Source organism: Pseudomonas sp. FP597 (assembly GCF_030687435.1).
Classification (GTDB): domain Bacteria; phylum Pseudomonadota; class Gammaproteobacteria; order Pseudomonadales; family Pseudomonadaceae; genus Aquipseudomonas; species Aquipseudomonas lactucae.
The window spans coordinates 4897734-4919983 of the sequence record NZ_CP117432.1 but is presented as its reverse complement, the minus strand read 5'-3'; the positions used below and the strand labels follow the sequence as shown (position 1 = coordinate 4919983).

Annotated in this window: 23 protein-coding genes; 21 read left to right on the top strand and 2 right to left on the bottom strand. The window is 61.3% G+C overall.

Annotation, left to right across the window (positions count from 1 at the left end; all coding sequences use genetic code 11):
• The first annotated feature begins 5 nt into the window (after positions 1-5).
• On the top strand, positions 6-992 hold the full coding sequence (locus PSH66_RS22435; protein ID WP_003175618.1) for an XdhC family protein: 987 nt from the start codon (positions 6-8) through the stop codon (positions 990-992).
• The gene (locus PSH66_RS22430) at positions 989-1573 is read left to right on the top strand and encodes an NTP transferase domain-containing protein (RefSeq protein ID WP_003175617.1); all 585 of its coding nucleotides are present in this window, start codon (positions 989-991) and stop codon (positions 1571-1573) included. The genes PSH66_RS22435 and PSH66_RS22430 overlap by 4 nt, the downstream gene beginning before the upstream one ends.
• Positions 1574-1673: 100 nt before the next feature.
• Here PSH66_RS22430 and rne read toward each other — a convergent pair whose 3' ends face one another.
• Complete coding sequence (gene rne / locus PSH66_RS22425) at positions 1674-4802, bottom strand: ribonuclease E (RefSeq protein ID WP_305427681.1); 3129 nt, start codon at positions 4800-4802, stop codon at positions 1674-1676.
• Positions 4803-5561: 759 nt separating this feature from the next.
• Between rne and rluC the strand changes: the two genes are divergently transcribed.
• The 3 genes from rluC to PSH66_RS22410 are packed head-to-tail and all read left to right on the top strand — an operon-like array spanning position 5562 to position 8177.
• Positions 5562-6521 (top strand): 23S rRNA pseudouridine(955/2504/2580) synthase RluC, encoded by a 960-nt coding sequence (gene rluC / locus PSH66_RS22420; RefSeq protein WP_305427680.1) that lies wholly within the window; start codon positions 5562-5564, stop codon positions 6519-6521.
• A complete protein-coding gene (locus PSH66_RS22415) occupies positions 6508-7170 on the top strand; it encodes an HAD-IA family hydrolase (RefSeq protein ID WP_003175614.1) in 663 nt (220 codons plus the stop codon). Before rluC ends, PSH66_RS22415 begins: the two co-directional genes overlap by 14 nt.
• A 23-nt stretch (positions 7171-7193) precedes the next feature.
• Positions 7194-8177: a S49 family peptidase gene (locus tag PSH66_RS22410; protein ID WP_003175613.1), complete on the top strand. Its 984-nt coding sequence runs from the start codon at positions 7194-7196 to the stop codon at positions 8175-8177.
• Between the two features lie 41 nt (positions 8178-8218).
• Here PSH66_RS22410 and PSH66_RS22405 read toward each other — a convergent pair whose 3' ends face one another.
• Complete coding sequence (locus PSH66_RS22405; RefSeq protein ID WP_003175612.1) at positions 8219-8797, bottom strand: nucleoside triphosphate pyrophosphatase; 579 nt, start codon at positions 8795-8797, stop codon at positions 8219-8221.
• A gap of 105 nt (positions 8798-8902) precedes the next feature.
• On the opposite strand from PSH66_RS22405, the gene PSH66_RS22400 reads away from it, so the two are divergent.
• The 16 genes from PSH66_RS22400 (at position 8903) to PSH66_RS22325 (ending at position 22234) form a co-directional block, all read left to right on the top strand.
• On the top strand, positions 8903-9433 hold the full coding sequence (locus PSH66_RS22400) for a YceD family protein (protein ID WP_003175611.1): 531 nt from the start codon (positions 8903-8905) through the stop codon (positions 9431-9433).
• A gap of 13 nt (positions 9434-9446) precedes the next feature.
• Complete coding sequence (gene rpmF / locus PSH66_RS22395; RefSeq protein ID WP_003179396.1) at positions 9447-9629, top strand: 50S ribosomal protein L32; 183 nt, start codon at positions 9447-9449, stop codon at positions 9627-9629.
• 4 nt (positions 9630-9633) lie between these two features.
• Entirely contained in the window at positions 9634-10644 is a 1011-nt protein-coding gene (gene plsX / locus PSH66_RS22390; protein WP_078734341.1) for a phosphate acyltransferase PlsX, read from the top strand.
• 140 nt (positions 10645-10784) lie between these two features.
• A complete protein-coding gene (gene fabD, locus PSH66_RS22385; RefSeq protein ID WP_003175609.1) occupies positions 10785-11723 on the top strand; it encodes an ACP S-malonyltransferase in 939 nt (312 codons plus the stop codon).
• Positions 11724-11747: 24 nt separating this feature from the next.
• Positions 11748-12491: a 3-oxoacyl-ACP reductase FabG gene (gene fabG / locus PSH66_RS22380; RefSeq protein ID WP_003175608.1), complete on the top strand. Its 744-nt coding sequence runs from the start codon at positions 11748-11750 to the stop codon at positions 12489-12491.
• A 191-nt stretch (positions 12492-12682) separates the two neighbouring features.
• A complete protein-coding gene (gene acpP, locus PSH66_RS22375; protein WP_003175607.1) occupies positions 12683-12919 on the top strand; it encodes an acyl carrier protein in 237 nt (78 codons plus the stop codon).
• Between the two features lie 111 nt (positions 12920-13030).
• On the top strand, positions 13031-14275 hold the full coding sequence (gene fabF, locus PSH66_RS22370) for a beta-ketoacyl-ACP synthase II (RefSeq protein ID WP_003175606.1): 1245 nt from the start codon (positions 13031-13033) through the stop codon (positions 14273-14275).
• Positions 14275-15090, top strand: a complete 816-nt coding sequence (gene pabC / locus PSH66_RS22365; RefSeq protein ID WP_141063276.1) for an aminodeoxychorismate lyase — start codon at positions 14275-14277, stop codon at positions 15088-15090. Before fabF ends, pabC begins: the two co-directional genes overlap by 1 nt.
• 1 nt (position 15091) lies before the next feature.
• Positions 15092-16219 (top strand): endolytic transglycosylase MltG, encoded by a 1128-nt coding sequence (gene mltG, locus PSH66_RS22360; protein WP_305427679.1) that lies wholly within the window; start codon positions 15092-15094, stop codon positions 16217-16219.
• Positions 16220-16238: 19 nt separating this feature from the next.
• On the top strand, positions 16239-16871 hold the full coding sequence (gene tmk / locus PSH66_RS22355; protein WP_305427678.1) for a dTMP kinase: 633 nt from the start codon (positions 16239-16241) through the stop codon (positions 16869-16871).
• A complete protein-coding gene (locus tag PSH66_RS22350) occupies positions 16864-17853 on the top strand; it encodes a DNA polymerase III subunit delta' (RefSeq protein ID WP_305427677.1) in 990 nt (329 codons plus the stop codon). The genes tmk and PSH66_RS22350 overlap by 8 nt, the downstream gene beginning before the upstream one ends.
• Positions 17854-17917: 64 nt before the next feature.
• Positions 17918-18703 (top strand): TatD family hydrolase, encoded by a 786-nt coding sequence (locus tag PSH66_RS22345; RefSeq protein WP_003175601.1) that lies wholly within the window; start codon positions 17918-17920, stop codon positions 18701-18703.
• Positions 18704-19147: 444 nt separating this feature from the next.
• Positions 19148-19816, top strand: coding sequence for a TetR/AcrR family transcriptional regulator (locus PSH66_RS22340; RefSeq protein WP_003175600.1), 669 nt, complete (start codon positions 19148-19150; stop codon positions 19814-19816).
• Between the two features lie 114 nt (positions 19817-19930).
• The gene (locus tag PSH66_RS22335) at positions 19931-20899 is read left to right on the top strand and encodes a GTP 3',8-cyclase MoaA (RefSeq protein WP_003175599.1); all 969 of its coding nucleotides are present in this window, start codon (positions 19931-19933) and stop codon (positions 20897-20899) included.
• Positions 20900-21039: 140 nt separating this feature from the next.
• Positions 21040-21645, top strand: a complete 606-nt coding sequence (locus PSH66_RS22330) for a DUF4823 domain-containing protein (protein ID WP_003175598.1) — start codon at positions 21040-21042, stop codon at positions 21643-21645.
• A gap of 28 nt (positions 21646-21673) precedes the next feature.
• Positions 21674-22234 carry a DUF1285 domain-containing protein gene (locus PSH66_RS22325; RefSeq protein WP_003175597.1) on the top strand — a complete coding sequence of 187 codons (561 nt, stop codon included), beginning with the start codon at positions 21674-21676 and terminating at the stop codon, positions 22232-22234.
• The last annotated feature ends 16 nt before the right edge of the window (positions 22235-22250 follow it).

Here is a 22250-nt window from a genome sequence, read left to right as displayed (position 1 = left end):
GCCTGATGGACAGTGTGGATCTGAATGTCCTGCGCAGCGTGCTGGAATGGCGTCGCGCCGGGCAGCGTGTGATGTTGTACAGCGTGGTGCAGACCTGGGGCAGCGCGCCGCGCCCGCCGGGAGCGATGCTGGCCCTGCGCGGTGACGGCGTGGTGATCGGCTCGGTGTCGGGCGGTTGCATCGAAGATGACTTGATTGCCCGACTGCAGGATGGCCGCTTGCCCGCTGACGGCCCGCCCGTGCAACTGGTGACCTACGGCGTAACGCGTGATGAGGCGGCGCGGTTTGGCCTGCCCTGCGGCGGCACCCTGCGCCTGACCGAAGAGCGTGTGGACGATTGGGCTTGGGTCGAGGCGCTGCTGGCGCGCTGTGAGAATCATCAGGTCGTCGCGCGTGAGCTGAACCTGGCCACGGGCGAGGTGACGCTGAGCGACGCAAGCAAGACCGATGTGGTGAGCTTCGACGGTGAGCGCCTGCGTGCCATCTATGGCCCACGCTGGCGCCTGCTGTTGATCGGTGCGGGGCAGCTGTCGCGTTACGTGGCGGAGATGGCGCGCCTGCTGGATTTCGAAGTGCTTATCTGTGATCCACGCGAAGAGTTCGTCTACGGCTGGGAAGAACAGCACGGCCGCTTCGTGCCGGGCATGCCCGATGAAGCGGTGCTCACGGTCCAGACCGATGAACGCACGGCCATCGTCTGCCTGACCCACGACCCGCGCCTGGACGATATGGCGTTGTTGACGGCGTTGAATTCCAGGGCTTTCTACATTGGCGCGCTGGGGTCGCGGGTCAATACCCAGAAACGCCGGCAAACCCTGGCCGCGCTGGGGTTGTCAGCCGAGGCGATTGCACGTTTGCATGGGCCGATTGGCTTGCATATCGGCAGCCATACGCCGGCGGAGATTGCGTTGTCGTTGATGGCGGAAATCGTCGCGATCAAAAACGGCGTCGCGCCAATGCAGAAAAAGCCGCTGCCGGTAGCTGCTGAGTGACGGTGACGGCGATTGTGCTGGCGGCGGGGCAGGGGAGCCGGTTTCGTGCCGAGGCGGGGGCTGATCAGGATAAATTGCTCGCGCCCTGCGTAGGTCGGGACGGCGTGACGCGGCCGGTGATCGAACAGGTGCTGGTGAATCTGCCGGGCAGTATCGTGCAGCGGTGGTTGGTGACCTCGCCGGAGCGCCTGGAGGTGATTCGATTGGCCCAGGTGCATGGTTGCCAGGTTCTGCTGCTGGAATCGGCCGGTATGGGCCACAGCATCGCCGCAGCCGTTGCGGCCAGTGCTTCGGCAGACGGCTGGCTGGTGCTGCTGGGGGATATGCCGTTTATTCGATCCTCGACCATCGAGCGTGTGCTGGCCGATCCGGCAGACATCACCGTGCCGGTGTATGCCGGGCAGTATGGGCATCCGGTGGCTTTCGGTCGTGTATTGGGGCCGAAGTTGATGGCGTTGACCGGGGATCGTGGCGCGAAGCCTTTGTTTTCACAGGCGCAGGTGCGGGACGTGCAGGTGGATGATCCCGGCGTGCTGTGGGATGTGGATGTGCCGCGGCGGTTGGCGTTCAGCGCGGACTGAATGGGGGGAGGGACGGTGTGTTTGAATTTTTTGCAAGAAAAAGCCCCGCCTGATCACTCAGGCGGGGCTTTTTAGTCACTGCTGGAATCACACGAGGGGTTTAGTCTCGAGCTTCTGTTTCCTGTGCAGCAGCTGCAGCCGCGGCTTCAGCTTCCTTGCGACGACGACGCACTTCACGTGGGTCGTTCGGTGCGCGACCGTTTTCGGTCAGGGCGCTGGCCGGTGCGGCTTCAACCACTGGCGCGACAACTTCGGCAACCACCGGCGCTTCAACCACAGGCACTGGTTCAACGACCGGAGCCGGCTCAACCACTGGCGCAGGTTCGGCAACCACGACATCAACAACCGGTGTTGGCGCTTCTTCTACCACAGGGGCAGGGGCGGGCGCTTCAACCGGAGCGGTGGGTTCGGCAGTCCATTGGAAGGCGGTCTGTTCTTCACGAACTTCTCGCACTTGCGGGGCCGCTTCTGCTTCCACAACGGCTTCCACCACTGGCTGAGGCTCAACCACAGGGGCCGGTTCAGCAGCGGCCACTTCCACTTCCGGTTGCGCTTCAGGCGCCTGGGTCACTTCCACATCCGGAACCACTGGGGCTTCGATTGGGGTAGTGGCCTCGACAACCGGTGCTTCCACGACTGGCGCTTCAACAGCCGGCGCTTCAACCTCTGGGGTTTGGGCGGCAGGTGTTTCGACAACGGCGCTTTCTTCGACAGCCGCAGTGGCGCGTTCAGCCTGCTCGTGAGCCTGGGCTTCGGCAGGTGCGCTGATGACCGAGCTGGCAACGGCGGCGGTCACGGCCAGGCCGGCAGCCAGTTCGGCGCCAGTCGGTTCGTTGGCTTGAGTTTCTGCGCTCTCGCCGGCTTCTTCCGAACCTTCGATCACATTGCCGTTGGCATCACGCTGACGCTCACGACGGTTGCTGCGACGACGCTGGCCACGGGAGCGGCGGCGTGGACGATCGCCTTCGGCGCCTTCCTGCCCGTCTTCCTGCAGTTGCTCTTCGCCGGTCAGTACTTCTTCTTCGCTGGCGGCAGCGGCTTGCTCTGCGCGTGGTTGACGCTCTTCACGCGGAGCGCGTGGTTGGCGTTCCTCGCGTGGCGCACGTTCTTCACGCGGCTGGCGAGCCGGGCGTTCTTCGGTGGCCACGGCGGCGGCAGCGGCAACAGCTGGCGCTGCGTCCAGCGGCTCGCGCAGTTCACGCACGCGTTCTTCACGCTCGCCACGTGGCTTGCGATCTTCACGCGGGGCGCGTGGGGTACGTGGTGCGCGCTCTTCACGCGGTGCACGTTCTTCACGGGCTACGGCCGGGGTCTCTTCACGGGCTTCGCGAGGTGCACGCTCTTCACGTGGCGCGCGTTCTTCGCGAGGTGCACGCTCTTCGCGCGGCTTGCGCTCTTCGTCACGACGACCGTTGCGGTTTCGGCTCTGCTGGCGACCGTTGCGACGTTCTTCGTTGCGCGCCGGGCGTTCGGTAGCAGGTTTTTCAACCACGACCGGCGCTGCGGGCTCTTCCTTGGTGGCGAACAGGCTCACCAGCGACTTCACCAGGCCCTTGAACAGGCTTGGCTCAGGCAGGGCGGCCGGCGCGGCAACCGGCGCCGCAGGTTCAACCGGCATCGGTGCGTTGGCACGGGCAGGTGCGGTCTTCACGGCCGCTTCCTGGCGAACCAGGGTGCGGGTTGCGGCGGCTGGCTGGACTTCTTCCACTTCGGCGGCGGCCGCGGCGATTTCATAGCTGGACTGGCCGCTGTGGGCTTCCGGGCTGTCATCACGCAGGCGCTGCACTTCGAAGTGCGGTGTTTCCAGGTGATCGTTCGGCAGAATCACGATACGGGCACGGGTGCGCAGTTCGATCTTGGTGATCGAGTTGCGTTTTTCGTTGAGCAGGAACGCGGCAACCGGGATCGGCACTTGCGCGCGAACCTCGGCGGTGCGGTCTTTCAGGGCTTCTTCTTCGATCAGGCGCAGGATCGCCAGGGACAGCGATTCAACGTCACGGATGATGCCGGTGCCGTTGCAACGCGGGCAGACGATGCCGCTGCTTTCGCCCAGGGATGGACGCAGGCGCTGGCGGGACATTTCCAGCAGGCCGAAGCGCGAGATGCGACCGACTTGCACGCGGGCGCGGTCGGCTTCCAGGCATTCACGGACTTTTTCTTCCACGGCGCGCTGGTTCTTGGCCGGGGTCATGTCGATGAAGTCGATCACGATCAGGCCGCCGATATCACGCAGGCGCAGCTGGCGGGCGATTTCTTCAGCCGCTTCCAGGTTGGTCTGCAGGGCGGTTTCTTCGATGTCGCTACCCTTCGTGGCGCGTGCCGAGTTGATGTCGATGGACACCAGGGCCTCGGTCGGGTCGATCACGATGGAGCCGCCGGAAGGCAGTTCGACCACGCGCTGGAAGGCGGTCTCGATCTGGCTTTCGATCTGGAAACGGTTGAACAGCGGAACGCTGTCTTCGTACAGCTTGATCTTGCTGGCGTACTGCGGCATCACCTGGCGGATGAAGGTCAGGGCTTCGTCCTGGGCTTCAACGCTGTCGATCAGCACTTCGCCGATGTCCTGGCGCAGATAATCGCGGATAGCGCGGATGATCACGTTGCTTTCCTGGTAGATCAGGAATGGCGCGGAACGATCCAGCGAGGCTTCTTTGATGGCGGTCCACAGCTGCAGCAGGTAGTCGAGGTCCCACTGCATTTCTTCGCTGCTGCGGCCCAGGCCGGCGGTGCGCACGATCAGGCCCATGTCGGCCGGTGCAATCAGGCCGTTCAGCGCTTCGCGCAGTTCGTTGCGCTCTTCGCCTTCGATGCGACGGGAAATGCCGCCGGCACGTGGGTTGTTCGGCATCAGCACCAGGTAACGACCGGCGAGGCTGATGAAGGTGGTCAGGGCGGCGCCCTTGTTGCCACGTTCTTCTTTTTCGACCTGGACGATGACTTCCTGGCCTTCGCTCAGGACGTCCTTGATGTTCACGCGGCCTTCGGGGGCTTTCTTGAAGTATTCGCGGGAGATTTCTTTGAGGGGCAGGAAGCCGTGGCGCTCGGAGCCGAAATCGACAAAGGCAGCCTCAAGGCTTGGTTCGATGCGAGTAATACGGCCTTTATAGATGTTGGCCTTCTTTTGCTCGCGTGCACCGGATTCGATGTCCAGGTCGTAGAGGCGTTGGCCATCTACCAGTGCAACACGCAACTCTTCGGGTTGAGTTGCGTTAATCAGCATTCTTTTCATGTTGTACCGTCGGTTTCCGGGCTGCCGGAAACGGCGTTCGGCACACACGACTTCTCACGGTCGGTGTCAGGTGCGTCAAGAGTGGTTGGCCACTCCAGTGTCCAGCAATAACTCGCCAATTGGGGCGGTATCGCGACGGACGCGTCCTGCTTGTTAGCGGTGGTGACAAAGGCACCACTTCAACAAAAGCTAAGGTCAGGAGGAGGAATCAACCGGCGACTGTGGACGAGATGAAGCGTCTAAATATAAGCCTAGTGCTACACGGTCCGACGGTTGTGCATCTCCACCCTACACGTATCCCTGATAATTCGGGTGCTGCCGCGCGCAGAATCCGCAGCGGGTTGGCATTTACCGTGTTCTCCAATGGGGAGTCCACGCTCATGGCTAAACAAGACTGAATGCGGGCGGTTGCGCTCTCACTCAGCTCTTAACAGGCGTTGTTTCCGAAGCATTCGCCATGGTCTGGCTCAAGGCTGACTGCACTTTGTGAACTGGCCGTAAATATCGGCGCAAAAGACGAGTATTCACTCTGCTTCTTGCACTCGCTTCAGGCCTCATGTCACCTGCGCTTGTTACAATCCTGAGCCTTCCAAGGTGGCCAAAGCCCCGTAGGACGGCCTCGCGTCCTGATGAATTGCGATGGTCAGGGCCGGCAGTTTGCCGCTAGTCCTCTGTCCAGGCCGCTTTTGGCGGCGTTCGCGACTATAGCAGCAATGATTAAGTGCTTCAATTCCATAAAAAATTGTTATCATCGCCGCCATGACGACTAACGCCCCCCCGACCCCCAGCGTCCAGCTGCTTGAGGTCTCGCCGGAATATGCCGGCCAACGCATCGACAATTTTCTCCTGGCCAGGCTCAAAGGCGTGCCCAAGACCTTGATTTATCGCATCTTGCGTAAAGGCGAAGTGCGCGTGAACAAGGGGCGGATCAAGCCCGAGTACAAGCTGCAGGCGGGCGATATCGTCCGTGTGCCGCCGGTGCGCGTGCCTGAGCGCGATGAGCCCGTGCCGCTGGCCCAGGGCCTGCTGCAACGCCTGGAAGCGTCGATTGTCTTCGAAGACAACAAGTTGATCGTGATCAACAAGCCGTGCGGCATTGCGGTTCACGGCGGCAGCGGTCTTAACTTCGGGGTGATCGAAGCGTTTCGTCAGTTGCGCCCCGATGCCAAGGAACTTGAGCTTGTGCACCGCCTGGACCGTGACACTTCCGGCCTGCTGATGATCGCCAAGAAACGCAGCATGTTGCGCCACTTGCACACCGCCCTGCGTGGCGATGGCGTGGACAAGCGCTACATGGCGCTGGTGCGCGGCAACTGGGCCAGCTCGATCAAAAGCGTTCGCGCGCCGCTGCAGAAGAGCAACCTGCGTTCCGGCGAGCGCATGGTTGAGGTGGACGAGGAGGGCAAAGAGGCCCTGACCCTGTTCAAAGTGCTGCGCCGCTTCGGTGACTTTGCGACGATGGTCGAGGCCAAGCCGGTGACCGGGCGCACCCACCAGATTCGCGTGCACACCTTGCATGCGGGTCACTGCATTGCGGGCGATACCAAATACGGTGACGAGGGTTTCTCCAAGGAGATCCGCGATCTGGGCGGCAAGCGCCTGTTCCTGCACGCCTACATGCTGACCGTGCCGCTGCCCGATGGTGGCGAATTGAAGCTGCAGGCGCCGGTCGATGAAATGTGGGCCAAGACCGTGGAGCGCCTGAGTGTCGCACCCTGAATACAAACTGCTGATTTTCGACTGGGACGGCACCCTGGCCAATTCCATTGGCCGCATCGTCGAGTCGATGCACGTGGCGTCGACTCGCTCAGGCTTGCAGTTGTGCAGCGACCTGGCGGTCAAAGGCATTATCGGCCTGGGCTTGCCCGAAGCGATTCGCACCCTATACCCGCAGATCGCCGACGATGAGCTGGTCGCGTTCCGTGAGCACTACGCCGATCACTACATTGCGCTGGAGGCCGAGCCTTCGCCGTTGTTCGACGGTGTGGTGCAATCGCTGGAGGCGTTTCGTGCCGATGGCTATCAGTTGGCGGTCGCCACTGGAAAGGCGCGTCGGGGGCTGGATCGGGTGCTCAAGGCGCATGGCTGGGAAGACTATTTCGATATCACCCGTGCGGCCGATGAAACTGCCAGCAAGCCTCACCCTCTGATGCTGGAGCAGATCCTGGCCCATTGCGGTGCGTCGCCGCGCCAGGCATTGATGGTGGGGGATGCGTCTTTTGACCTGATGATGGCGCGCAACGCGGGCATGGACAGTGTCGCGGTCAGCTATGGGGCGCAGTCTGCCGAGGCGTTGCAGTCTTATGAGCCCAGGGTCACGATCGATCATTTTTCGCAATTGCAGGCCTGGCTCAGTCGGGCCCGATAAGTATTAGCTGGGGTTGATGACACATGAGTGACGACTGGAAAGCGCCCGAAAAGGCTGAAAGCGGTGATGGCAAAAGCTGGCAGCTGCTGGAGAAAACTCTCCTGGCCAGCGTCCAGGAGCAGCGCCGCGCACGGCGCTGGGGAATTTTCTTCAAGCTGCTGACCTTTACTTACCTGTTGCTCATGCTGGCGCTGTTCAGTCCGCTGATGGACATGGAAAAAAGCGCGACCCGTGGCGCCCACTACACCGCCTTGATCGAGGTGCGTGGGGTGATTGCCGACAAGGAGCCAGCCAGCGCCGACAACATCGTCGGCAGCCTGCGTGCCGCGTTCGAGGACCCTAAGGTCAAGGGTGTGATCCTGCGTATCAACAGCCCGGGCGGCAGTCCGGTGCAGTCGGGTTATGTGTATGACGAGATTCGCCGTCTGCGCGGGCTGCACCCGGATATCAAGCTGTATGCGGTAATTTCCGACCTGGGCGCCTCGGGTGCCTATTACATCGCCAGCGCCGCTGACCAGATCTACGCCGACAAGGCCAGTCTGGTGGGCTCCATTGGTGTGACGGCGGCCGGTTACGGCTTTGTCGGCACCATGGAAAAGCTGGGAGTGGAGCGTCGCACCTACACCTCGGGCGAGCATAAGGCGTTCCTGGACCCGTTCCAGCCGCAAAAGGCGGATGAAACCCAGTTTTGGCAGGGCGTGCTCGATACCACCCACCGCCAGTTCATCGCCAGCGTGAAGCAGGGCCGTGGCGATCGCCTGAAGGATAAGGAGCATCCCGAGCTGTTTTCCGGCCTGATCTGGTCGGGTGAGCAGGCATTGCCGCTGGGTTTGATCGATGGCCTGGGCAGTGCCAGTTCGGTGGCGCGGGATGTGATTGGCGAAAAAGACCTGGTGGATTTCACGGTTGAGGAATCGCCGTTTGATCGGTTTTCCAAAAAACTTGGTGCCAGCGTGGCCGAGAAGCTAGCCCTGTACATGGGCTTCCAGGGTCCGAGCCTGCGCTGATAGCTCAAGCCTGCTGTAGATCAAATGTGGGAGGGGCGGGCTTAAGGGATCTGCACGCCTTCGCTCAGTAGCATATCCACCAGTCGAATCAGAGGTAAACCGACGAGGCTGGTCGCATCCGGGCCTTCGGTGCTCTGAAACAGGCTCACGCCGAGCCCCTCGGCCTTGAAGCTGCCTGCGCAGTCATAGGGCTGCTCGATCCGCAGGTAACGCTCGATACGCGCCGCATCCAGCTCGCGCATATGCACGGTAAAAGGGATGCAGTCGACCTGGCAGTGCCCCGTCTCGCTGTTGAGCAGCGCCAGCCCGGTGAGGAAGCTCACGCGCTGGCCGCTGGCCGCCAGCAGTTGCTCGCGGGCGTTCTCGAAGGTGTGAGGCTTGCCGATGATCCGGCCTTGCAGTGTGGCGACCTGATCGGAGCCGATGATCAGGTGCCCTGGATGGCTGGCGGCAAGCGCACGGGCCTTCTCTTCGGCCAGGCGCCTGACCAGCGCCTCGGCGGGCTCGTTGGCCAGGTGGCTTTCGTCGATATCCGGCGAGCTGCAGATGAACGGCAGGTGCAGGCGGCTGAGCAATTCCCGGCGATAAACCGAGCTGGAAGCAAGTAATAAAGGCAGCATGGGCATCTCCTTAAAGCCGCTGCGGATTCTAGCGGGGCGACCAGCTGACGCACAGGGCTGAATTTCCTTTGACATGGCCGGGTGCATCCCTATAATGCTGCGCCTATGTTGAATGACCCGATTCCACCTCACGTTGACCCGCGCAAATTGGCTGATCGTGGCACCACCCTCCAAGGTGAAGTGCTGCTGGCCGATTTGGAGAGACTCTGCGACCCGCTTTCCGACACTGTCGGTACGGTGCAGGCCAAATTCGTTTTTGAACGAGATGAACGTAAATCTGTGGTAATCCACAGCGTTATCGACACCGAAGTCAAAATGGTTTGCCAGCGTTGTCTTGAGCTGGTCACCCTGCCGATCCACAGCGAATGCAGTTATGCTGTGGTGAAAGAGGGTGCGAATACCCAGTCGTTGCCGAAAGGTTATGACGTGCTGGAACTGGGCGAAGATCCATTGGATCTGCATGCACTGATCGAGGAGGAGCTTTTGCTCGCCTTGCCCATTGTGCCTGCTCATCATCCGGAAGAATGCCAGCAGCCGGAGGGTCTCGATGACGAGGCCGAGCCGAGCGAGGACGAGGTAACGCGGTCCAACCCGTTCAGTGTATTGGCGCAGTTAAAGCGTGACCCAAACGTTTAGGAGTTAATCAATTATGGCTGTTCAGCAGAACAAAAAATCCCGCTCCGCCCGTGACATGCGCCGTTCGCACGACGCTCTCGAGGCTAGCACCCTGTCCGTGGAAAAGACCACTGGTGAAGTTCACCTGCGTCACCACGTATCGCCAGAAGGCGTATACCGTGGCCGTAAAGTGATCGACAAGGGCGCTGACGAGTAATCACTTGTCTGCTCAAGTCATCGCGATTGACGCAATGGGCGGGGACTTCGGTCCCCGCAGCATTGTTCAGGCCTGCATTGCCAGCCTGTCTGCAACACCCTCGCTGCACCTGACCCTCGTCGGTCAACCCTCCCTTCTTGAAGCACTGATTGCCAGCCATCCGGTTGTGGATCGCGCGCGCCTGACGATTACGCCGGCCAGCGAAACCATCACCATGGATGAAAAACCGGCGACGGCCCTGCGCGGCAAACCCGACTCCTCCATGCGCGTGGCGTTGGAATTATTGCGTGACGGCAAGGTGCAAGCCTGCGTCAGCGCCGGCAATACCGGGGCCTTGATGGCGTTGTCGCGGCATGTGCTCAAGACACTGCCGGGGATTGACCGGCCGGCGATGGTGGCGGCGATTCCGACGCAGAAAGGCTATTGCCAGCTGCTGGACCTGGGGGCGAACGTCGATTGCAGCGCCGAGCACCTGTTTCAATTTGCCGTGATGGGCTCGGTGGCCGCCGAAGCGCTGGGTGTCGCCCGTCCGCGGGTGGCTTTGCTCAATATCGGCACCGAAGACATCAAGGGCAACCAGCAAGTCAAGCTCGCCGCCACCTTGCTGCAGGGCGCGCGAGGCTTGAACTACATCGGTTTTGTCGAAGGTGACGGTTTGTACCGGGGCGAGGCCGATGTGGTGGTGTGTGACGGGTTTGTCGGCAATATCCTGCTCAAATCCAGTGAGGGCCTGGCGACCATGATCGCCACGCGCATCGAGGCATTGTTCAGGCGGAATCTGGCCTCGCGGCTGGTCGGTTTGCTGGCGCTGCCGTTGATGCGTCGCCTGCAGGCCGACCTGGCCCCGGCGCGGCATAACGGTGCGAGTTTCCTGGGGTTGCAGGGCATTGTGGTGAAAAGCCATGGCGCGGCCGGTGTGGAAGGCTTCCAGAGTGCGATTGCGCGGGCCTTGATCGAGATCCAGGAAAACCTGCCGCAACGCTTGCACGGCCGTCTTGAGGACCTGTTGCCTTAGGCGAATCGGCCCGAGAGTGCTTAAATGTGACCGGCCAGTTCAATTGACCATCCAATCTGTCAGTTTCGTGCGCTCCCATCATTCATTTTAAGATCGGGAGCGACTATTTCCGACGACCCGATCATTTAGGGGCTTGTTAAATGTCTACATCCCTCGCATTCGTCTTTCCAGGGCAGGGTTCGCAGTCCCTCGGCATGCTGGCCGAGCTGGGCGCGCAATACCCGCTGATCCTGGACACCTTCAAGGAAGCTTCCGATGCCCTGGGTTACGACCTGTGGGCGCTGACCCAGCAAGGGCCGGAAGAGCAACTCAATCAAACCGATAAAACCCAACCGGCCATCCTGACCGCTTCGATCGCCCTGTGGCGCTTGTGGCTGGCCGAAGGTGGTGCGCGTCCGGCATTCGTTGCCGGTCACAGCCTGGGCGAATACAGCGCCCTGGTTGCCGCCGGTAGCCTGACCCTGGGTGAGGCGGTCAAGCTGGTCGAGCGTCGTGGCCAACTGATGCAGGACGCTGTTCCGGCGGGGCAGGGCGGCATGGCCGCTATCCTGGGCCTGGACGACGCGGTGGTGATCGAAGCCTGTGCCGAAGCGGCCCAGGGCGAAGTGGTCAGCGCGGTGAACTTCAATTCCCCTGGCCAGGTGGTGATCGCCGGTGCCAAGGCAGCTGTCGAGCGTGCCATCGAAGGCTGCAAGGCCCGTGGCGCCAAGCGTGCGTTGCCGTTGCCGGTGAGCGTGCCTTCGCACTGCGAGCTGATGCGTCCGGCGGCCGAGCGCTTTGCCGAGTCCATTGCTGCGATCAATTGGCAGGCGCCGCAGATCCCGTTGGTGCAGAACGTCAGCGCGGCCGTTGCCGCCGACCTCGAAACCCTCAAGCGTGATCTGCTGGAGCAGCTCTACAAACCGGTGCGCTGGGTTGAATCGGTCCAGGCCCTGGCTGCCAACGGCGCCACCGAGCTGGTCGAGTGCGGCCCGGGCAAAGTCCTGGCAGGCCTCAACAAGCGCTGCGCCGATGGCGTGTCGACCGCTAACCTCAATACCCCTGAAGCCTTCGCTGCCGCTCGCGCGGCACTGGCCTGAATCCCTTACTTAGGAGAAGCCTGCATGAGTCTGCAAGGTAAAGTTGCATTGGTTACCGGCGCAAGCCGCGGCATTGGCCAGGCGATCGCCCTGGAACTGGGCCGTCAGGGCGCCGTTGTGATCGGTACCGCCACGTCCGCCTCGGGCGCCGAGCGTATCGCCGCGACCCTCAAGGAAAACGGCGTTGAAGGCACCGGTCTTGAATTGAATGTGACCAATGATGAATCCGTCGCCGCCGTGCTGGCTGCCATCACTGCACAGTTTGGCGCGCCCGCGATCCTGGTGAATAACGCCGGTATCACCCGCGATAACCTGATGATGCGCATGAAAGACGACGAGTGGTACGACGTGGTCGATACCAACCTGAACAGTCTGTTTCGCCTGTCCAAGGGCGTTTTGCGCGGCATGACCAAGGCGCGTTGGGGTCGAATTATCAATATTGGCTCTGTAGTGGGTGCCATGGGCAACGCAGGCCAAGTAAACTATGCAGCCGCCAAGGCCGGTCTGGAAGGTTTCAGTCGGGCACTGGCGCGTGAAGTCGGTTCGCGGTCGATTACGGTCAACTCGGTGGCCCCAGGGTTCATCGACACCGATATGACCCGCGAACTGCCCCAAGCACAGCGTGAAGCCTTGCTGACGCAGATTCCGCTGGGCCGTCTGGGCCAGGCTCAAGAGATCGCGAATGTGGTCACTTTCCTGGCATCCGACGGTGCGGCATACGTGACTGGGGCTACAATCCCGGTGAACGGCGGGATGTACATGAGTTAAATTGTGACGGATCGCTTCAAAAAAATGTAATACGAGCTGTCTAAAATCCGTTATAAAGCTGCAACTTAATTTATAGGCCGGTGGCCGAGCGGGTACAGGGTGAAGCTTTCAGTTGAAAAGCTGAAATGGCTTTCTATACACTTACCCACTGGCCAGCTGCCTGAATTTGTCCATTAGGAGTTAAACAAGGTATGAGCACCATCGAAGAGCGCGTCAAGAAAATCGTCGCCGAGCAACTGGGCGTTAAGGAAGAAGAAGTGGTCAACACGGCTTCCTTCGTAGAAGACCTGGGTGCCGATTCCCTTGACACCGTTGAGCTGGTGATGGCTCTGGAAGAGGAATTCGAGACCGAAATCCCGGACGAAGAAGCTGAAAAAATCACTACTGTTCAAGCTGCCATCGACTACGTTACCAGCCATCAGGCGTAATAGTTTGTAGTCGTCGCTTGCTGTCAGGGAAAAACCGCACTGCTGTAACGGCGTGCGGTTTTTTCTTTAGCGGCGATGAAAAAGTGTCGTCATTAGAAAAAGGAGAGTGCTGTGTCGCGTAGACGCGTCGTAGTCACCGGTATGGGTATGTTGTCGCCACTGGGTACGGATGTGCCGAGCAGTTGGCAGGGCATTCTGGCTGGCCGCAGTGGTATTGGTCTGATCGAACACACGGACCTTTCTGCCTATTCCACCCGTTTCGGCGGCTCGGTAAAGGGGTTCAATGTCGAGGAATATCTCTCGATCAAAGAGTCCCGCAAACTCGACCTGTTCATTCAATACGGTCTGGCAGCCGGTTTTCAGGCCGTGCGTAACGCCGGGCTGGAAGTCACCGACGCCAACCGTGAGCGCATCGGCGTGGCCATGGGGTCGGGTATTGGTGGTCTGACCAATATCGAAGAAACCAGCCGCATCCTGCACGAGACCGGTCCGCGTCGAATTTCACCGTTCTTCGTGCCCGGCTCGATCATCAATATGATTTCCGGTTTCCTGTCCATCCACCTGGGCGCGCAGGGGCCTAACTACGCGATTGCCACGGCGTGCACCACGGGCACCCACTGCATCGGCATGGCGGCACGCAACATCGCCTATGACGAAGCGGATGTGATGATTGCCGGCGGCGCCGAAATGGCTGCCTGCGGCCTGGGCATGGGCGGTTTTGGCGCTTCCCGTGCACTGTCGACCCGCAACGACGAACCGGCGCGTGCCAGCCGTCCGTGGGACAAGGGCCGTGATGGCTTTGTGCTGTCCGACGGTGCCGGTGCCCTGGTCCTGGAAGAGCTGGAACACGCCAAGGCGCGTGGCGCCACCATTTACGCCGAGCTGATCGGCTTCGGCATGAGCGGCGACGCCTACCACATGACTTCGCCACCGTCCGACGGTGCCGGTGCTGCGCGTTGCATCACCAACGCCCTGCGCGATGCGAAGGTGAACGCGGACCAGGTGCAATACATCAATGCGCATGGCACCTCGACCCCGACCGGCGACCTGGCGGAAGCCCAGGCCATCAAGTCGGTATTCGGTGAGCATGCCTACAAGCTGGCGGTCAGTTCCACCAAGTCCATGACCGGCCACCTGTTAGGTGCGGCGGGCGCGGTCGAGGCAATCTTCAGTGTGATGGCCATCAAGGATCAGGTCGCTCCGCCGACCATCAACCTGGATGAGCCGGACGAAGGCTGCGACCTCAACTTCGTGCCGCACGAAGCGCAACCGATGCCGATCGATGTGGCGATCTCCAACTCCTTCGGGTTTGGTGGCACCAACGGTTCCCTGGTGTTCCGCCGGTTCGCCGAGTGATGCACAGCTGGGTCGACGGTCAGCCAGCGGACACCGTGCCCCTGAAAGATCGCGGCCTGGCGTATGGCGATGGGGTGTTCGAAACCATCGCCATCAGGAGCGGCCGGCCGGTACTGCTCGATCGTCACCTGCAGCGCCTCGATGAGGGCTGCAGGCGCCTGGCTCTGGTGGTTGATCAAACGCTGATCCGTAACGAAGTGCTGGCCTATGCCACCGCCCTCGGCGACGGCGTCCTCAAGTTGATCCTTACCCGTGGCGACAGCCTGCGCGGTTACGGCGTCAACCCCGGCGCGCCGGTGCGTCGTATCTTGCAGGGCAGTCCGCCCGCTACCTATCCCCACGCCCATGCAACCGATGGCATCCGCCTGTTTGCGTGCGCCACGCGCCTGGCCGAGCAACCGCTGCTGGCCGGTCTCAAACACCTCAATCGCCTGGAGCAGGTGATCGCCCGCGCCGAATGGCAGGATGCCGAGCACGCCGAAGGCCTGATGCTGGATATGTCCGGACGGGTCATCGAAGGTGTATTCAGCAACCTGTTCCTGGTAAGCAACGGCTTGTTACTAACCGCCGATCTGAATCGTTGCGGGGTTGCCGGGGTGATGCGCGCCGAAATCCTGGCCCAGGCACAAACGCTGGGCGTCCCGGTGGCCGTGGCCGACATCGGCATCGAGCAGTTGCGACAGGCTGACGAAGTCTTCGTCTGCAACAGCGTTTATGGCATCTGGCCGGTGCGCGAGTACGCTGCGATGCGCTGGCCGGTTGGCCCGCTCACCCGTAAACTGCAGGGCATTGTTCGCGCGCTATTGGATATTTGAGTTGATACGAAAACTGGTTGTACTGCTGCTGGTCGGTCTGTTCTCGGCGGCGCTGCTGTTGGGCTTTGCTGCCTGGAAATACGACGCGGCCTTGAAGCAGCCGTTGCATCTGACCCAGGAGCAATTGCTCGATGTACCGGCAGGGGCCACCCCCACTGGCACCTTCAATCGCCTGGAAACCGACGGCGTGCTCGACGGCGCCTTCTGGTTGCGTCTGTATTGGCGTTTCAACCTCGACGGGCAGCCGCTGCACAGCGGCGAATACCGCATGACGCCCGGCATGACCGCCCAAGGCCTGATCGGCCTGTGGCAGCGTGGCGAAGTGGTGCAATACAGCCTGACCCTGGTGGAAGGCTGGAATTTCCGCCAAGTGCGCGCGAGCCTGGCCAAGCATAAAAAAATCGTGCAGAGCCTCTCGGGGCTGAGCGACAGCGAAGTGATGGACAAACTCGGCCATCCTGGCGTGTTCCCCGAAGGGCGGTTCTTCCCCGATACCTACCGCTTCGTGCGTGGCATGACCGATGTCGAATTACTGAAAAAAGCCTACAACCGCCTGGATGACGTCCTCGCCCAGGAGTGGAGCAAGCGCGCCGCCGATGCGCCCTATACCGACCCTTATCAGGCGCTGATCATGGCTTCCCTGGTCGAGAAGGAAACCGGCGTACCTGAGGAGCGCGGGCAGATCGCCGGTGTTTTCGTGCGCCGGTTGAAGGTCGGCATGTTGCTGCAAACCGATCCGACGGTGATCTACGGCCTGGGTGAGCGCTACAACGGCAAGTTGACCCGCGCTCACCTCAAGGAAGCCAACCCCTACAACACCTATATGGTGGCCGGCCTGCCGCCGACGCCGATCGCCATGGTTGGTCGCGAGGCAATCCATGCCGCGCTCAACCCGGTGCCGGGCAGCAGCCTGTATTTCGTGGCACGGGGCGACGGCAGCCATATTTTCTCCGATGACCTGGATGCGCATAATGCCGCCGTGCGTGAGTTTCAGCTCAAACGCCGCGCCGATTACCGCTCCAGTCCGGCACCCGCATCCGTGGCAAAACCTGCCGAAGACGTGATGCCGCCCGCTGATGCACCCGCCGAGCCCGCGCCGGACACCGCCGCGCCGCAAAGCCCGCAATGACTCTGACTAAGGACCGCCTGTGACTGGCTTGTTTATTACCCTGGAAGGCCCGGAAGGCGCCGGCAAAAGCACCAACCGCGATTACCTGGCCGAGCGCTTGCGCAGCGAAGGTATCGAAGTGGTGTTGACCCGGGAGCCTGGCGGTACGCCGCTGGCCGAGCGCATCCGTGAAGTGCTGCTGGCTCCAGGCGAAGAACAGATGAACCCGGACACCGAGTTGCTGCTGGTGTTTGCCGCCCGTGCGCAGCACTTGTCCGAGGTGATTCGCCCCGCCCTGGCCCGAGGGGCCGTGGTGATTTGCGACCGTTTCACCGATTCCACCTACGCCTACCAGGGCGGTGGCCGCGGTTTGTGCCTGACACGTATCGCTACCCTGGAAAGCTTCGTGCAGGGCGATTTGCGCCCGGACCTGACCCTGTTGTTCGATCTGCCGGTGGAAGTGGGCATGGCCCGTGCCAGCGCGCGGGGCCGCCTCGATCGTTTCGAACTCGAAGGCCAGGCGTTTTTTGACCTGGTGCGCAGCGCGTTCCTCGCGCGTGCCAAGGCTGAGCCTGCGCGCTATCACCTGCTGGACGCCGCCCAACCATTGGCCCAGGTACAACAAGCCATCGATGCGCTGCTGCCCTTGTTGCTGGAGCGCGCCCGTGGCTGAAGCCTACCCGTGGCAGGACAGCCTCTGGCAGCAGCTGGCCGGCCGTGCCCAACACGCCCACGCCTACTTGTTGCACGGGCCGATCGGTATCGGTAAGCGCGCCCTCGCCGAGCGCCTGATGGCCAGCTTGCTGTGCCTGCGTCCGGTCAATCTGCATGCCTGTGGCGAGTGCAAATCGTGCCTGCTGCTCAAGGCCGGCAGCCACCCGGACAACTACCTGCTGGAGCCCGAGGAAGCCGACAAGGCGATCAAGGTCGACCAGGTGCGCGACCTCGTCAGTTTCGTGGTGCAGACCGCGCAGATGGGCGGGCGCAAGGTGGTGCTGATCGAGCCCGTGGAGGCGATGAATATCAATGCCGCCAACGCTTTGCTCAAAAGCCTGGAAGAACCGTCGGGCGATACTGTGCTGTTGCTGGTGAGCCACCAGTCCAGCCGCCTGTTGCCTACCATTCGCAGCCGTTGCGTGCAGCAGGCATGCCCCTTGCCAAGCGAGGCCATGAGCCTGCAGTGGCTGGGGCAGGCGTTGCCCGAATGCTCCGAGCAAGAGCGCATCGAGTTGCTGACTCTGGCGGCCGGCTCGCCGCTGGCTGCGGTAAAACTGCACGGTCAAGGCGTGCGTGAGCAGCGGGCGCTGGTGGTGGACGGCGTTAAAAAACTGCTCAAGCAGGAACTCTCCGCGACACAACTGGCCGAGAGCGCCTGGAAAGATATTCCACTGTTGCTGCTGTTCGACTGGTTCTGCGACTGGTCGAGCCTGATCCTGCGCTACCAGTTGACTCAGGATGAAAGCGGCCTTGGCCTGCCGGATATGCGCAAGGTGGTGCAGTATCTCGCGCAGAAGAGTGCACAGGACAAGGTGCTGGCTATCCAGGACTGGATTCTCGCCCAACGCCAGAAAGTGCTCGGCAAAGCCAACCTCAACCGCGTGCTGTTGCTCGAAGCGCTGCTGGTGCAGTGGGTGGGCTTGCTCGGCCGACGTTAATTTCGGTGGCTGACGGGTTTATCGTTGGTCAACTCTCTTTGAATGACTCAAGTTGTAATTGCCTATGCTCGTAGATTCCCATTGCCACCTCGATCGCCTCGACCTTGCCCGGCACGACGGCTCACTCGACGCTGCGCTGGAAGCGGCGCGCCAACGCGGGGTAGGGCACTTCCTGTGCATCGGCGTCAGCGCTGAAAACGCCGCCGACGTCAAAGCCCTGGCTGATCGCTATGCCGACGTGGATTGCTCGGTGGGTATCCACCCGCTGGACCTCAAGCCCGGTGAAGCCCCCGCCCTCGATTGGCTGCTGGGTGAACTCAACCACCCGCGCGTGGTGGCCATTGGCGAGACTGGCCTGGATTACCACTACGAGCCCGAAGCCGCCGAGCTGCAGCAGGCGTCCTTCCGTCTGCACCTGCAAGCCGCCCGGCAGACCGGCAAGCCGGTGATCGTCCACACCCGTGGCGCGCGTGCCGATACCCTGGCCCTGCTGCGCGAAGCCGCGTTGCCCCAGGCCGGCGTGCTGCACTGCTTCACCGAAGACTGGGACATGGCCAAGGCCGCCCTCGACCTGGGTTTCTACATCTCGTTGTCGGGCATCGTGACCTTTCGCAATGCCGACGCCCTGCGCGATGTGGCGCGCCAGGTGCCGGCCGATCGTCTGCTGGTGGAAACCGACTCGCCGTACCTGGCGCCGATCCCGCATCGCGGCAAGCCGAACCTTCCTGAGTACGTGCGCGACGTGGCGGACTACCTGGCGATGCTGCGGGGTGAGTCCTATGAGCGTTTCGCCGAGCAGACCACCGAGAACTTCAAGCGTCTGTTCCCACTGGCTCATGTCAGTGCGTAGCAGGTCAAGCCGCAGGCAAAAAAAACCCGGCTTCTGGGGGGGGAATCCGGGTTAAGACCATTAGGAGTAAAACAAGGGCACGCAGTCCGTCGGTACCCAGGTCGACGCTTCACTTGGGGGAGATGTCGCGCCGACAGTTGAAGTATTGATCATGTTCTCATTCAGTCCAGTCGCGACTGATCGTTTTTTAAACAGATTTGGAATACAGGCGCTTTGCTTGAGTTCTCATTGGACGGGCGTACGGCGGCAGATGTTGCGTATTATTTCTGACTGAGAGTCATGAAAACGTTGGCGTGCTGAAAGTAAAGTGCATGGCCGGTTCACATAGGCGTTGCCCAACGACCGTTCAGTCGGGATAATCCCTCGCACTGGGTAAATCGTATCGCCATGTATTCGTGGTCGTGCGCAACCCTCCCTTTCCCGACCTTTGCAGACCTCTTCCTCATGCACAAAGAACCCCGTAAGGTCCGTGAGTTTCGCCGCCGTGAGCAGGAAATTCTCGACACCGCGCTCAAGTTGTTCCTCGAACAAGGCGAAGACAGCGTCACCGTCGAGATGATCGCGGATGCCGTGGGTATCGGCAAAGGCACCATCTACAAGCATTTCAAATCCAAGGCCGAGATCTACCTGCGGCTGATGCTCGACTATGAGCGCGACTTGAACGAGCTGCTGCATTCGGCCGATGTCGACAAGGACAAGGAAGCGCTGTCCCGCGCCTACTTCGAGTTCCGCATGCGCGACCCGCAGCGCTACCGTCTGTTTGACCGCCTCGAAGAAAAAGTGGTCAAGGGCCATCAAGTGCCGGAAATGGTCGAGGAACTGCACAAGATCCGTGCCTCGAACTTCGAACGCCTGACCCTGCTGATCAAAGGCCGTATCAGTGAAGGCAAGCTTGAAGACGTGCCGCCGTATTTCCACTATTGCGCCGCCTGGGCCCTGGTGCATGGCGCCGTGGCGCTGTACCACTCGCCGTTCTGGAGCAATGTGCTGGAAGATCAGGAAGGCTTCTTCCAGTTCCTGATGGACATCGGCGTACGCATGGGCAACAAGCGCAAGCACAGCACCGAGCCGGCACTGGTCGAGACGGCATCGATCGATACGCCTGCCCCGTAATGATTTGCTGCCAGGCGCAGTACCCCAGGAATATACTCAGGCAAGGACCTTGCTAAAAGCTGATTTATAAGTCAGCTTTTAGTGCGCCCGAATTATCCTCTGCCGGAGTGATCCATGATCGTTGATCGTCAAGGCAGGCGTTTTCGCAATTTGCGGATCAGCCTGACCTCAGCCTGCAATTACGCGTGTACCTACTGCGTGCCCAACGGCAAGCGGCTGGTGGCTGCCCAGGACGAACTCTCGGCCGAGGCCATGGCCCGTGGCGTGGCGTATCTGATCGAAGCGGCGGGCATCGACCGCTTGCGCATCACTGGCGGTGAGCCGCTGGTGAGCCCCAAGCTGGAAGCCTTCATGGGCGCCGTGGGGCAAATGGGCCTCAGTGATATCAGCCTGACCACCAATGGCCAACTGCTCGCCCGCAAACTGCCGTTGCTGGTGGAGGCCGGGATCAAGCGCATCAACGTGTCCCTCGACACCCTCGATGCCGATGCCTTCCGCAGTATCGCCCGGGGCGGCGACCTGGCTACCGTGCTCGATGGCATGGACCAGGCTCGCGCCGCCGGAATCAAGATCAAGGTCAATATGGTGCCGTTGCGCGGCCAGAACCTGGACCAGGTGATGCCGCTGCTCGACTACTGCCTGGAGCGGGGCTACGAGCTGCGGTTTATCGAGTTGATGCGCATGGGCCACCTGGCCAAGGATTCCAATGCGTTTGTGCAGCAATTCGTCAGCCTGCAACAACTGCTCGGCTTGATCGGCGAACACCACGAATACCTGCAAGCCAACGCTCCCGTGGATGCCACGGCGGTGCGCTATGAGGTGCCGGGCAAAGGTTTCTTTGGCGTGATCGCCAATGAGAGCGTGCCGTTCTGCCGGACCTGTTCGCGGTTGCGGTTGTCGTCCACGGGCTGGCTGCATGGTTGTTTGTCGTCGAGCAATCGTCATTATGTCGGCGACCTGCTGGACAAGCCGCGTCATCAAGCGCTGCCGGCGCTGCAGGGGCTGCTGATGAAGGCTTTGGGCGACAAGCAGGAAGTGGCGTTCTCGGGTGGGGCCACCATCATGAAGATCATTGGCGGCTGACCCTATCCCAGAAATTTCACGTAATTGAATGTGGGAGGGGCTAGCTCCCACATTTAGTTATGCGTTGTTTCCAAATGGCGCGGTTTCTGCATCTCACGCCCATTCGCCGGTTTTCCGTCACCGGCTTCTGGAGGATTAGGATGCGTAGTCTGGTTTTGTTGCTGGCGTCGTTGGTGCTCAGTGGTTGCATGACCGTCAGCGATATGGCCGAAGGCACCCGCTATCAGATGAGTGACGCCGGGTTGCTCGACCATAGCGATACCCGTCGTACCGCCTCGGTTCGTATACAGCCGGACTCCTTTGTGTTTATCGCCCAGGGCTCGTTCGTGCCGCCGGGCAGCGCCTACCCGCGCCCGAACGTAGTGGCCGAGGAAGCCTTCAACGGTTTTGTCGAATACTTCCCCATGGTGCGCCGCGCCCGCCACCCCGAAGGGCTGGAGCAGGCCATGGCCGAAGCCCGTGCGGCGGGTGCGCATTACTTGTTGTACTGCCGCTTCGCCAAGGCGGATGACCGTATCGGCAACGCCGATGAATGGGCGGACCAAGAGGCCTTGGACCGTGTCGGCCTGGACAACGGCGTTATCCAGATCATGTTGATCGAGACCAGCACCCAATATTTGATCGATACTGCACGCATTCGCAGTCGTGGCGGTTTACTGACGTTCCATGATAACAAGCCCGAGGACCTGATCGCCCGCCCGCTGGCCCAGTACGCTCGAGGCCTGCTCGGTATGAGTGATCAGTAGGTCCTGCACGTAAAAAAGGGAGAACCCCATGACCGATTCCGCCAAGGCCAACGATCTGCTGGCCCAACTGCCCAAAGGCAAGGGGCCGGCACCGGTGCACCTGTGGAACCCGGATTTCTGCGGTCACATCGACATGCGCATCGCCCGTGACGGCACCTGGTTCTATCAGGGCACGCCCATCGGGCGTAAGCCGATGGTCAAGTTGTTTTCCAATATCATTCGTCGCGATGGCGATGATTACTTTTTGGTCACTCCCGTAGAAAAAGTCGGCATCAGCGTCGATGATGCGCCCTTCGTCGCGGTAACCCTTGAGGTTGAAGGGCAGGGCGAAAGCCAGGTGCTGCGCTTTACCAGCAACGTTGACGAGCAGATCGAAGCAGGCCTCGAACACCCGCTGCGGGTGGTGATCGACCCTGTCACCCAGGAACCGTCACCCTACCTGCATGTGCGCGCCAACCTTGAAGCCCTGGTGCATCGCAACGTGTTTTATCAGTTGGTGGAGCTGGCGGTAAGCCGTCCGATCAACGGCCAGAACTGGCTTGGCGTATGGAGCGGTGGCGAGTTCTTGCGCATTGGCCTGGAGCCCTGAGGCCGGGTTTTCATCA

What these genes read in the sequence shown, in the direction of transcription:
- PSH66_RS22410 (WP_003175613.1), top strand. Translation starts at nt 7,194, where the DNA reads ATGAGTGACGACTGGAAAGCGCCCGAAAAGGCTGAAAGCGGTGATGGC.
- fabD (WP_003175609.1), top strand. Translation starts at nt 10,785, where the DNA reads ATGTCTACATCCCTCGCATTCGTCTTTCCAGGGCAGGGTTCGCAGTCC.
- rluC (WP_305427680.1), top strand. Translation starts at nt 5,562, where the DNA reads ATGACGACTAACGCCCCCCCGACCCCCAGCGTCCAGCTGCTTGAGGTC.
- PSH66_RS22345 (WP_003175601.1), top strand. Translation starts at nt 17,918, where the DNA reads ATGCTCGTAGATTCCCATTGCCACCTCGATCGCCTCGACCTTGCCCGG.
- PSH66_RS22325 (WP_003175597.1), top strand. Translation starts at nt 21,674, where the DNA reads ATGACCGATTCCGCCAAGGCCAACGATCTGCTGGCCCAACTGCCCAAA.
- PSH66_RS22400 (WP_003175611.1), top strand. Translation starts at nt 8,903, where the DNA reads ATGTTGAATGACCCGATTCCACCTCACGTTGACCCGCGCAAATTGGCT.
- acpP (WP_003175607.1), top strand. Translation starts at nt 12,683, where the DNA reads ATGAGCACCATCGAAGAGCGCGTCAAGAAAATCGTCGCCGAGCAACTG.
- rpmF (WP_003179396.1), top strand. Translation starts at nt 9,447, where the DNA reads ATGGCTGTTCAGCAGAACAAAAAATCCCGCTCCGCCCGTGACATGCGC.
- pabC (WP_141063276.1), top strand. Translation starts at nt 14,275, where the DNA reads ATGCACAGCTGGGTCGACGGTCAGCCAGCGGACACCGTGCCCCTGAAA.
- PSH66_RS22330 (WP_003175598.1), top strand. Translation starts at nt 21,040, where the DNA reads ATGCGTAGTCTGGTTTTGTTGCTGGCGTCGTTGGTGCTCAGTGGTTGC.
- rne (WP_305427681.1), bottom strand. Translation starts at nt 4,802, where the DNA reads ATGAAAAGAATGCTGATTAACGCAACTCAACCCGAAGAGTTGCGTGTT.
- PSH66_RS22435 (WP_003175618.1), top strand. Translation starts at nt 6, where the DNA reads ATGGACAGTGTGGATCTGAATGTCCTGCGCAGCGTGCTGGAATGGCGT.
- PSH66_RS22340 (WP_003175600.1), top strand. Translation starts at nt 19,148, where the DNA reads ATGCACAAAGAACCCCGTAAGGTCCGTGAGTTTCGCCGCCGTGAGCAG.
- fabG (WP_003175608.1), top strand. Translation starts at nt 11,748, where the DNA reads ATGAGTCTGCAAGGTAAAGTTGCATTGGTTACCGGCGCAAGCCGCGGC.
- PSH66_RS22405 (WP_003175612.1), bottom strand. Translation starts at nt 8,797, where the DNA reads ATGCTGCCTTTATTACTTGCTTCCAGCTCGGTTTATCGCCGGGAATTG.
- PSH66_RS22335 (WP_003175599.1), top strand. Translation starts at nt 19,931, where the DNA reads ATGATCGTTGATCGTCAAGGCAGGCGTTTTCGCAATTTGCGGATCAGC.